The 10391-nt window shown below is 60.7% G+C and carries 8 protein-coding genes; 5 read left to right on the top strand and 3 right to left on the bottom strand.

The window, feature by feature from the left end:
• Nucleotides 1-968 precede the first annotated feature (968 nt).
• Both CKW25_RS15070 and CKW25_RS15065 read right to left on the bottom strand, forming a co-directional pair.
• Nucleotides 969-2147 (bottom strand): VWA domain-containing protein, encoded by a 1179-nt coding sequence (locus tag CKW25_RS15070; RefSeq protein WP_095080245.1) that lies wholly within the window; start codon nucleotides 2145-2147, stop codon nucleotides 969-971.
• A 33-nt stretch (nucleotides 2148-2180) separates the two neighbouring features.
• Nucleotides 2181-3026 carry a MoxR family ATPase gene (locus tag CKW25_RS15065; RefSeq protein ID WP_095080244.1) on the bottom strand — a complete coding sequence of 282 codons (846 nt, stop codon included), beginning with the start codon at nucleotides 3024-3026 and terminating at the stop codon, nucleotides 2181-2183.
• A 371-nt stretch (nucleotides 3027-3397) separates the two neighbouring features.
• Here CKW25_RS15065 and cysK point away from each other — a divergent pair, with 371 nt between their 5' ends.
• The 4 genes from cysK to CKW25_RS15045 all read left to right on the top strand — a co-directional run bounded on the left by cysK (nucleotide 3398) and on the right by CKW25_RS15045 (nucleotide 7399).
• On the top strand, nucleotides 3398-4372 hold the full coding sequence (cysK, locus tag CKW25_RS15060; RefSeq protein WP_095080243.1) for a cysteine synthase A: 975 nt from the start codon (nucleotides 3398-3400) through the stop codon (nucleotides 4370-4372).
• 231 nt (nucleotides 4373-4603) lie between these two features.
• A complete protein-coding gene (locus CKW25_RS15055; protein WP_095080242.1) occupies nucleotides 4604-5542 on the top strand; it encodes an aspartyl/asparaginyl beta-hydroxylase domain-containing protein in 939 nt (312 codons plus the stop codon).
• Nucleotides 5543-5894: 352 nt separating this feature from the next.
• Entirely contained in the window at nucleotides 5895-6758 is an 864-nt protein-coding gene (locus tag CKW25_RS15050; protein ID WP_095080241.1) for a DMT family transporter, read from the top strand.
• 260 nt (nucleotides 6759-7018) lie between these two features.
• Complete coding sequence (locus CKW25_RS15045; protein ID WP_095080240.1) at nucleotides 7019-7399, top strand: hypothetical protein; 381 nt, start codon at nucleotides 7019-7021, stop codon at nucleotides 7397-7399.
• A 66-nt stretch (nucleotides 7400-7465) separates the two neighbouring features.
• Here CKW25_RS15045 and CKW25_RS15040 read toward each other — a convergent pair whose 3' ends face one another.
• The gene (locus tag CKW25_RS15040; protein WP_095080239.1) at nucleotides 7466-8368 is read right to left on the bottom strand and encodes a DMT family transporter; all 903 of its coding nucleotides are present in this window, start codon (nucleotides 8366-8368) and stop codon (nucleotides 7466-7468) included.
• A gap of 129 nt (nucleotides 8369-8497) precedes the next feature.
• On the opposite strand from CKW25_RS15040, the gene aceK reads away from it, so the two are divergent.
• Entirely contained in the window at nucleotides 8498-10219 is a 1722-nt protein-coding gene (gene aceK / locus CKW25_RS15035) for a bifunctional isocitrate dehydrogenase kinase/phosphatase (RefSeq protein ID WP_095080238.1), read from the top strand.
• Nucleotides 10220-10391: the final 172 nt, after the last annotated feature.

Below are 10391 nucleotides of genomic sequence, written 5' to 3'. Positions count from 1 at the left end.
ACCCTTCTTCCAGCCCGCGCGAGGTCAGCGGATACCGCGGGCCTTCGATCATCTCTGGACACCGCAGAACCCGTGGCGAGGGAGCTTGCTCCCGCTGGGCTGCGCAGCAGCCCCACAAACGCTGGCCGAGGTCTTTCTGAAAGACCGCAACAGCCTTGTTGGGGGCGCTTTGCACCCCAGCGGGAGCAAGCTCCCTCGCCACAGACGGGGTACTCGCTTGGAGAGGGTTCACTTGGAGAGAAACCGCATCCCTTCTTCCAGCCCGCGCGAGGTCAGCGGATACCGCGGGCCTTCGAACATCTCTGGACACCACAGAACCCGTGGCGAGGGAGCTTGCTCCCGCTGGGCTGCGAGGCAGCCCTACAACCGGTTGCCGAGGTCTTTCTGAAAGACCGCAACAGCCTTGTTGGGGGCGCTTTGCACCCCAGCGGGAGCAAGCTCCCTCGCCACAGACGGGGTACTCTCTTGGAGGGGGTCATTTGGAGAGAAACCGCATCCCTTCTTCCAGCCCGCGCGAGGTCAGCGGATACCGCGGGCCTTCGATCATCTCTGGACACCGCAGAACCCGTGGCGAGGGAGCTTGCTCCCGCTGGGCTGCGCAGCAGCCCCACAAACGCTGGCCGAGGTCTTTCTGAAAGACCGAGACAGCCTTGTTGGGGGCGCTTTGCACCCCAGCGGGAGCAAGCTCCCTCGCCACAGACGGGGTACTCTTGGAGGGGGTCATTTGGAGAGAAACCGCATCCCTTCTTCCAGCCCGCGCGAGGTCAGTGGGTACAGCGGGTCTTCGAACATCTCTGGACACCGCAGAACCCGTGGCGAGGGAGCTTGCTCCCGCTGGGCTGCGCAGCAGCCCCACAACCGGTTGCCGAGGTCTTTCTGAAAGACCGCAACAGCCTTGTTGGGGGCGCTTTTCACCCCAGCGGGAGCAAGCTCCCTCGCCACAGACGGGGTACTCGCTTGGAGAGGGTTCATTTGGAGAGAAACCGCATCCCTTCTTCCAGCCCGCGCAGGGTCAGCGGGTACATCTGGTCTTCGATCAGGTCGCGAACGATGTTGGTCGAACTGGTGTAGCCCCAGGTGTCTTTCGGGTACGGGTTGATCCAGATGAGTTTCTTGTACTTTTCCATGAACCGCTGCATCCAGACGTAGCCGGCTTCTTCGTTCCAGTGTTCGACGCTGCCACCGGGCTGGGTGATTTCGTAAGGCGCCATCGCGGCGTCACCGACGAAAATCACTTTGTAGTCGGCACCGTACTTGTGCAGCAAGTCCATGGTCGAGGTGCGCTCCGAGCCACGGCGCATGTTGTTCTTCCACACCGACTCGTAGACGAAGTTGTGGAAGTAGTAGTACTCCAGGTGCTTGAACTCGGTCTTGCAGGCCGAGAACAGCTCCTCGCAGATCTTCACGTGGGCATCCATCGAACCGCCGATATCGAACAGCAGCAACAACTTGATGTTGTTGCGTCGCTCCGGACGCATCTGGATGTTCAGCAGGCCGGCATCGCGGGCGGTGTGGTCGATGGTGCCATCGATGTCCAGCTCGTCCGCGGCGCCCTGGCGGGCAAACTTGCGCAGCCGGCGCAGGGCCACCTTGATGTTGCGCGTCCCTAGCTCGACCTGATCGTCGAGGTTCTTGTATTCGCGCTGATCCCAGACCTTGACCGCACGGCCCTGGCGCTTGCCGGCATCGCCCACCCGGATGCCTTCCGGGTTGAAGCCGCCGGAACCGAACGGGCTGGTGCCGCCGGTGCCGATCCACTTGTTGCCACCGGCGTGGCGTTCCTTCTGTTCTTCCAGGCGTTTCTTGAACTCTTCGATCAGCTTGTCCAGGCCGCCCAGGGACTGGATCTGCGCCCGTTCCTCATCGGTCAGCGAACGTTCGAATTCCTTGCGCAGCCAGTCCTCGGGGATCAGTGCCTGCAGGTGGTCGTCGAGTTTTTCCAGGCCATTGAAGTAGGCGCCGAACGCCCGGTCGAACTTGTCGAAATGCCGCTCGTCCTTCACCAGAATCGCCCGCGACAAGTAATAGAACTCGTCCATGTCGGCGAAGGTCACGCGCTGCTTCAGCGCGTTGATCAGGTCCAGCAGCTCGCGCACCGACACCGGTACCTTGGCGGCGCGCATTTCATTGAACAGGTTAAGCAGCATGGCTATCGCCCTCGCTCTTGTTGAACAGAGGGCTTAACGCGTGCCGCGACGACTCATGAACGCCAGGCGCTCAAGCAATTGCACGTCCTGTTCGTTCTTGACCAGGGCACCGGCCAGCGGCGGGATGGCCTTGGTCGGATCGCGCTCGCGCAGCACCGCTTCACCGATGTTGTCGGCCATCAGCAACTTGAGCCAGTCCACCAGTTCCGAGGTCGACGGCTTCTTCTTCAGGCCCGGCACCTTGCGCACGTCGAAGAACACGTCCAGCGCCTCGCTGACCAGGTCCTTCTTGATGTCCGGATAGTGCACGTCGACGATCTTTTGCAGGGTGGGGCGGTCCGGGAAGGCGATGTAGTGGAAGAAGCAGCGGCGCAGGAACGCGTCGGGCAGTTCTTTCTCGTTGTTGGAGGTAATGATGATGATCGGACGCTGCTTGGCCTTGATGGTCTCGTCGATCTCGTAGACGTAGAACTCCATCTTGTCGAGTTCTTGCAGCAGGTCGTTGGGGAACTCGATGTCGGCCTTGTCGATTTCGTCGATCAGCAGGATCACCCGCTCATCCGACTCGAAGGCTTCCCACAGCTTGCCTTTCTTCAGGTAGTTGCGGATGTCGTGGACCTTCTCGTTACCCAGTTGCGAGTCGCGCAGGCGGCTGACCGCGTCGTACTCGTACAGACCCTGGTGGGCCTTGGTGGTGGACTTGATGTGCCAGGTGATCAGCCTGGCACCGAAGGATTCGGCCAACTGCTCGGCGAGCATGGTCTTGCCGGTACCTGGCTCGCCCTTGACCAGCAATGGCCGCTCCAGGGTGATGGCGGCGTTGACCGCCAGCTTCAGGTCATCGGTGGCGACGTATGCACGGGTGCCTTCGAACTTCATCGGTAATTCCTCGAACGGTGACGCCGACCAGCACCGGGCAGGGCGGGCGAAATAAAATGTCATGCCCGACTATAACGCGGCGCCCGGTCGACTGTGAACGCAGACGGCTTATTCAGTCTCTGAATGGGGCGTCACATGTTGACTCGGTCAGGGTTCCTGGCCCGTATTAACAGTCAGATTGGCGCTGACTCCTCTCAAAAATCAGCAAGAGGCATTGAACAGGCCTGATGATTGGCATCGCTTTGCGCGCTTGCAATCGTTACAGGACGAGTGTGTGTTTGCCGATGTACGGCCAAGCTACGACGGCTGGACGCACCGTGGCGCGAGGCATACCCTTGAAGGCTTCTCCAACGCTGCACAAGGACCCAGCCATGAGCCGTATTTTCGCTGACAACGCCCATTCCATTGGCAATACGCCGTTGGTGCAGATCAATCGTATTGCGCCCCGTGGCGTGACTATCCTGGCCAAGATCGAAGGGCGTAATCCAGGTTACTCGGTCAAGTGCCGTATTGGCGCGAACATGATCTGGGACGCTGAAAGCAGTGGCAAGCTCAAGCCGGGCATGACCATCGTCGAGCCGACTTCGGGTAATACCGGCATCGGCCTGGCCTTCGTGGCGGCCGCGCGCGGCTACAAGCTGATGCTGACCATGCCGGCCTCCATGAGCATCGAGCGTCGCAAGGTGCTCAAGGCCCTGGGCGCCGAACTGGTGCTCACTGAGCCTGCCAAAGGCATGAAGGGCGCCATTGAAAAGGCGGCGGACATCGTGGCCAGTGACCCGGCCAGCTACTTTATGCCACAGCAGTTCGATAACCCGGCCAACCCGGCGATTCATGAAAAGACCACCGGCCCGGAAATCTGGAGCGACACCGACGGCGCGATCGATGTGCTGGTCGCCGGCGTGGGTACCGGCGGCACCATTACCGGTGTGTCGCGCTACATCAAGAACACCCAGGGCAAGCCGATCCTGTCGGTGGCGGTGGAACCCGTGGTTTCGCCTGTGATCACCCAGGCCCTGGCCGGCGATGAAATCAAGCCAAGCCCGCACAAGATCCAGGGCATCGGTGCCGGATTTGTGCCGAAGAACCTCGATCTGTCGATAGTAGACCGGGTTGAGCTGGTCAGCGATGAAGAGTCCAAGGCCATGGCCCTGCGCCTGATGCAGGAAGAAGGCATTCTGTGCGGTATTTCCTGTGGTGCCGCGATGGCGGTTGCCGTGCGCCTGGCGGAAACCCCGGAGATGCAAGGCAAGACCATCGTGGTGATCCTGCCCGATTCCGGCGAGCGTTACCTGTCGAGCATGCTGTTCAGCGACTTGTTCACCGAGCAGGAAAACCAGCAGTAATCCAGGGTGTCTGTGTGGCGAGTGAGCCCGCGCTCTCGCCACAAGGGCTGGCTTGATCCGCGACAGCCCGCGTTCAGCAGCTTGATGTTAGTAAATGCTTTGTTGCGCAATCCTCAACACTGATTGTTCAGATGTGTGGTTTTTTGCAAGGTCGCCAGTGTTTATCATGGCAACTTGCCTCGTCGGGTAAATGGCGAGGTGCAGTAATGTTTACTACCAAGGAGCTGTTGCATGACCTTTTCGTTCGCCGCCAAGGCCTCACTATTACTGCTGTTTGTGAGTAGTACCCTTTATGTGCATTGGCGTGGCAAGGCTCGATTGCCGGTCTTGCGCCAGTTCGTCAACCACTCTGCCTTGTTCGCGCCCTACAACGCCTTGATGTACCTGTTTTCCGGCGTGCCTTCCAGGCCCTATCTGGACCGCAGCAGGTTTCCGGAACTGGATGTGCTCAAGGACAACTGGGAAGTCATTCGCGACGAAGCCCTGCACCTGTTTGACGAGGGCTATATTCGCGCCGCCGAGCACAACAACGACGCCGGATTCGGTTCGTTCTTCAAGAAAGGCTGGAAGCGTTTCTATCTCAAGTGGTACGACCAGCCACTGCCCTCTGCCGTCGCCCTGTGCCCCAGGACTGTCGAACTGGTCGGCCGCATTCCCAATGTCAAAGGCGCGATGTTCGCCCTGCTGCCGGGTGGCAGTCACCTCAACCCGCACCGCGATCCCTTCGCCGGTTCCCTGCGTTATCACTTGGGGCTGTGCACCCCCAATTCCGATCACTGCCGGATTTTTGTCGACGGCCAGGCCTATGCCTGGCGTGATGGCGAAGACGTGATGTTCGATGAAACCTACGTGCACTGGGTCAAGAACGAAACCGAGATGACCCGGGTGATCCTGTTCTGCGACATCGAGCGACCGCTGAGCAATGGCGTGATGACCCGTATCAACCGTTGGGTCAGTGGCCTGCTGGGCCGTGCGACGGCGCCGCAAAACCTGGATGACGAACGCGTGGGTGGCATCAATCGTGTCTACGCCTGGAGCAAGCGCTCCAGCGACACCTTCAGCGCGGCCTTCAAACAATGGAAACGCCGCCATCCGCTGCTGTATCGCGTTCTGCGGCCGGTACTGGCGGTGCTGGTGCTGACGGCGTCGGGTTATTGGTTGTTTGGCTGAGTGCTTGCTAAAGGTATCGAGCGCTGGTTATAGTCAGCGCTCGTCGAGCGTTGCGCCCGACGTTTTATTCTCTTCAAGAAAGATCAGTCCATGCCTGCATTCCACGTCAACGCGGTAGTCGATTCAGCGGTCAACGCTGGCGTCGTGCCGTGCGGGAAACAGCAGCCAGGGCAGATCAGTCATTACCCCCCTCCTGTCAGTCGCACGCCAGTGTGCGCGGTGGTCCCACCGCCAGGTGTCGGCATTTCGGGCTGATCGGCATTTCTGCTGCTCCCTGTGCCTGCCTGAACACAAAAAAACTGAATTTCGGCTTCGGCTGAGTTGGCTTATTGCCTGATGACAGGTGGTTTTCATGTTGCTCATTTCCAAAAAGACCGCACTCGCGGCGGCCTCCACGAGTCTGTTTGTTCTGCTCTGGAGCAGTGGGGCGATTTTCTCCAAGTGGGGACTGGCCCATGCCTCGCCCTTTGCGTTCCTGTTGATCCGTTTTGCCATTGCCCTGTGCGGGCTGGTGTTGTTGGTTCCGTTGTTCAAACTCAAACTGCCTCGTGGGGGCCGGTCGCTGCGCTATGCGGCGGCCACCGGCCTGGTGCTGTTGGGCGCCTATCAGATTTTCTATCTGTTGGCGCTGGACCTCAACGTCACCCCGGGGGTCATGGCGACCATCATGGGAGTGCAGCCGATTCTCACCGTGGTGCTGATGGAGCGTCAGCGTTCCTGGAGCCGGATGTTCGGCCTGGCGCTGGGCTTGGCGGGATTGATCATGGTGGTGTACCAGGGCATCGGTCTGGCCGGGATGTCGCTGGCCGGGATGCTCTATGGCTTGCTGGCGCTGGTTAGCATGACCGCAGGCTCCATCATGCAAAAGCGCATCACTGACAACCCGCTGGGCACGCTGCCAGTGCAATACCTGGCCGGGCTGTTGTTGTGCGGGGTGTTCGTGCCGTTCCAGCCGTTCCACTTTGAACACAGTGTCGGCTTCATCGTACCGGTGTTGTGGATGGGGCTGGTGGTGTCGCTGTTGGCCACCTTGCTGCTGTATCGCCTGATTGCCCGTGGCAACCTGGTGAACGTCACCAGCCTGTTTTACCTGGTGCCCGCAGTAACCGCGGTGATGGACTACCTGATCTTCGGCAACCGGCTGGCGACGCTGAGCCTGCTGGGGATGGTGCTGATTATCGTCGGGCTGGTGTTTGTGTTCCGCAAGTCCGGCTGATGCGGGCGCGACCTTCGTGATGGACGAGGGTCGCGTTTTTTCATGGCGGGTATTCCAGGCCCGGCCGCCCGGTTCACGTCATGTCGGCGACAGCGTGCCGGGGGATGCGCCAATCGCTGCCGCCCTGTGTTCGGCAATCAGTGCGATATGAGGTGCCTTTGACGGTCTCGCGAAAAAAACATCAGACATTCCCTAAAAAAACTCAAGATTCCAGCCAGACTTGTCGACGTAGTCCTTACACCCCTTAAGGAGCGTTCATTATGAACGGTATACGTTTGTCGGTCGGTATCAGCCTGCTGTTTGCCCTGAACGCCACATGCCTGGCGGCTACCCCGTCGGGCCAGGGCGTGATCCAGTTTCAAGGCAGTATTGTCGAGCCGGGCTGCAGCTCCCGGATGGGGACGAGTTCGACGTTTGAGTTCAACGGCTGTCCGACCCGTGCGGGCGGCGACTCTGTCAGTGTGCAGAGCGTCGAGCCGGTTCGTTCGGTCAGCGCGCTCGATCGTTCCCGCGTGGACGTGAAGCGGGTGGTCGACAGGACCCAGGATGGCCGTTACTACGACCAGCACTACGCCTTGGTGGACGGTGCCGGCAAGCCAGTGACGTCAGGGGCTTACCTGATTACGCTGGCCTATCCTTGAGCTGAAGCGCTGGCCGTCCGGGCAAGCGCATTGAGCGTGTCGATGCGCCGCCAGCCCGGAGGGTTGTCAGGCCTGCCTGGAGGCTTTGGCCGCCACGGGCTTGAGCACCAACCACAGCGCCGCCGCAATCAATACACCGCCATATATATGAGCCATCGACAATGGCTCATCGAGAAACAACGCCCCCCACAACACCCCGAATGGCGGGATCATGAAGGTCACGGTCATGGATTTGATCGGGCCGATCGAGGTGAGCAGGCGGAAGTACAGGATGTAGGCCAGCGCGGTGCACCCCAGGCCCAGCCCCAGCAATGACAACCAGACGTTCCAGCCGCCCCAGCTCACGGGTGGCTGACTGATCACGCTGTAGCCGAACAGGGGAAGCAGGAACAGGGTGGCGCCGAGCATGCTGCCCAGTGCCGAGAGCCGACTGTCGAGGCCGCCTTGATGGTCGAGCCAGCGTCGCGCCAGGAACCCGGCGAAGCCGTAGCAGGTGGTTGCCAGCAGGCAGGCGAGGGCGCCCAGTAACAGTTCCATATCAAAGGCCATGGGACCGGCGCGGGTCAGTACGGCGACACCCAGCAGGCCGAGGGCGACGCCCGCAAGCTTCGACAGACTGAGTTTTTCGCTGAAGAACAGCCCGCCGATCAATACGCCCATCAGCGGGGTGGTGGCATTGAAGATCGCCGAGTAACCCGCTGGCAGCACTTGGGCGGCCACCGAGTACAGGGTCGCCGGAATCCCGGAGTTGATCACCCCGAGCAACAGCACCGTTTTGAACTTGCCGCGAAAGTCCCAGCTGACGCGCATCAGCGCCAGGATCACCAGCAAGCCGGTGGCGGCGATGGACACCCGGAAAAAGGCAGTGGGGATTGTGCCAATCTCTGGGGCAATGATGCGCATGAACAGAAAGCTCGCTCCCCAAATGGCGGCAAGTGACAACAAACGCAGAATATCGACGGGGTTCACGGCTCGTTCCTTCCTTATCGGGGCGCAAGTGTCGCTGCCGCACGGGGCCAAGGCAATGGTTGCGTTGCCTGACAATTGACCTCTAAGCTCAGCCTCCAACGATAAGAACCACCCCGCAGAGGTCTCCACATGCCGCAGCCATGGCCCGCCGCCGATATCGCCCAGATGATCCTCGACGGTTTCGATGATTATCGCGAGCATTTCCGCCAGATCACCGATGGCGCCCGGGCCCGCTTCGAACAGGCGCAGTGGCAAGAGGCGCAGGTAGCGTCGGCGGCGCGGATCAACCTCTACGAAGAGAAGGTCGGCGAAGTCGTGGGCCGCCTGCACGCCGCCTTTGTCGCCGAGACGCTGCTGGATGTCAGCAGTTGGCCATTGGTCAAAAGTGCCTATATCAGCCTGATCGACCTGCGTTTCGACGATGAGTTGTCCGAGACCTGGTACAACTCGACCTTCTGCGGGCTGTTCAGCCACGACCTGATCAGCGACGGCAGCATGTTCATCCACACCACCCGGCCGAGCCTGCGTCGGGCCCGTGCCGCACAAACCCGCACCTACAAGCCCCACGGCCAGTTGACGGGGATGCTGGCGAGTATCTTTGCCGACTACCGCTTCAGCGAGGACTATGCCGATCTCGCGGGTGACCTGCGCCGGCTCGAATCGCAACTGCGCGAGAACCTGCCCGATTGGGTGTGCAAGGACCCGGAGTTGAGCGTCGAGCTGTTTTCTTCGGTGCTCTATCGCAACAAGGGCGCCTACCTGGTGGGGCGCATCTTTACCGCGGACGAGCAATGGCCGCTGGTGATTCCGTTTCTGCATCGCGAGGGGCGTGGCATTCAGATCGACGCACTGATCACCGATGAAGCCGACGTGTCGATCATTTTCTCGTTCACCCGCTCGTATTTCATGGTCGATGTGCCGGTGCCGGCGGAGTTCATCGGCTTCCTCAGGCGCATCCTGCCGGGTAAGCACATCGCCGAGCTGTACACCTCGATCGGCTTCTACAAGCACGGCAAGTCGGAGTTCTACCGGGCGCTGATCAACCACCTGGCCAACACCGATGACCCGTTCATCATGGCGCCGGGTGTGCGTGGCATGGTCATGAGCGTGTTTACCCTGCCGGGGTTCAACACCGTGTTCAAGATCATCAAGGACCGCTTCTCGCCGTCGAAGAACGTCGATCGTGCGACGGTCATCGAGAAGTACCGGCTGGTGAAAAGTGTCGACCGGGTCGGGCGCATGGCCGATACCCAGGAGTTCGCCGACTTCCGCTTTCCGTTGAGCAAGTTTGACCCGGCGTGCCTGGCCGAATTGCTGGAAGTCGCCGCCTCCACGGTGCAAGTGGAGGGCGATACGGTGTTGATCCGTCACTGCTGGACCGAGCGCCGGATGACCCCGCTGAACCTGTACCTGGAGAACGCCAACCCCGCCCAGGTGCGCGAGGCGCTGGAGGACTACGGGCTGGCGATCAAACAGTTGGCGGCGGCCAATATCTTCCCCGGCGACATGCTGTTGAAGAACTTTGGCGTCACCCGTCACGGGCGCGTGGTGTTTTATGACTACGACGAGATCTGCTTTCTCACCGAAGCCAACTTCCGCCACATTCCGCAACCGCGCACCCCGGAAGACGAAATGGCCTCCGAGCCCTGGTATTCCATCGGCCCGCTGGACGTGTTCCCGGAGGAGTTCCCGCCGTTCCTGTTTGCCGATGCCGGCCAGCGCCGGCTGTTCAACCAGTTGCACGGTGAGCTGTACAACGCCGACTACTGGAAAAGCCTGCAAGAGGCGATTTGCGCCGGCAAGGTGATCGACGTGTTTCCGTATCGGCGCAAAGGCCTGGATAACGAGTAGCGCCTACTGACGCCTTCGCGGGCAAGCCCGCTCCCACTGGTTCTGCGCGATCCCTGTGGGAGCGGGCTTGCCCGCGAAAGGGCTACACACGGTGGAGTCATGCACCGCACCATTATTTATGCCGCCAAATCTGCGACAATCGCCCCCCTGCGCCACTAGACGACCATTGCGT

The sequence above is a fragment of the Pseudomonas sp. Irchel s3h17 genome, assembly GCF_900187505.1.
Lineage (GTDB): Bacteria > Pseudomonadota > Gammaproteobacteria > Pseudomonadales > Pseudomonadaceae > Aquipseudomonas.
Note: the sequence above shows the minus strand (reverse complement) of the source record. Positions and strands in the feature narration are given on the sequence as shown.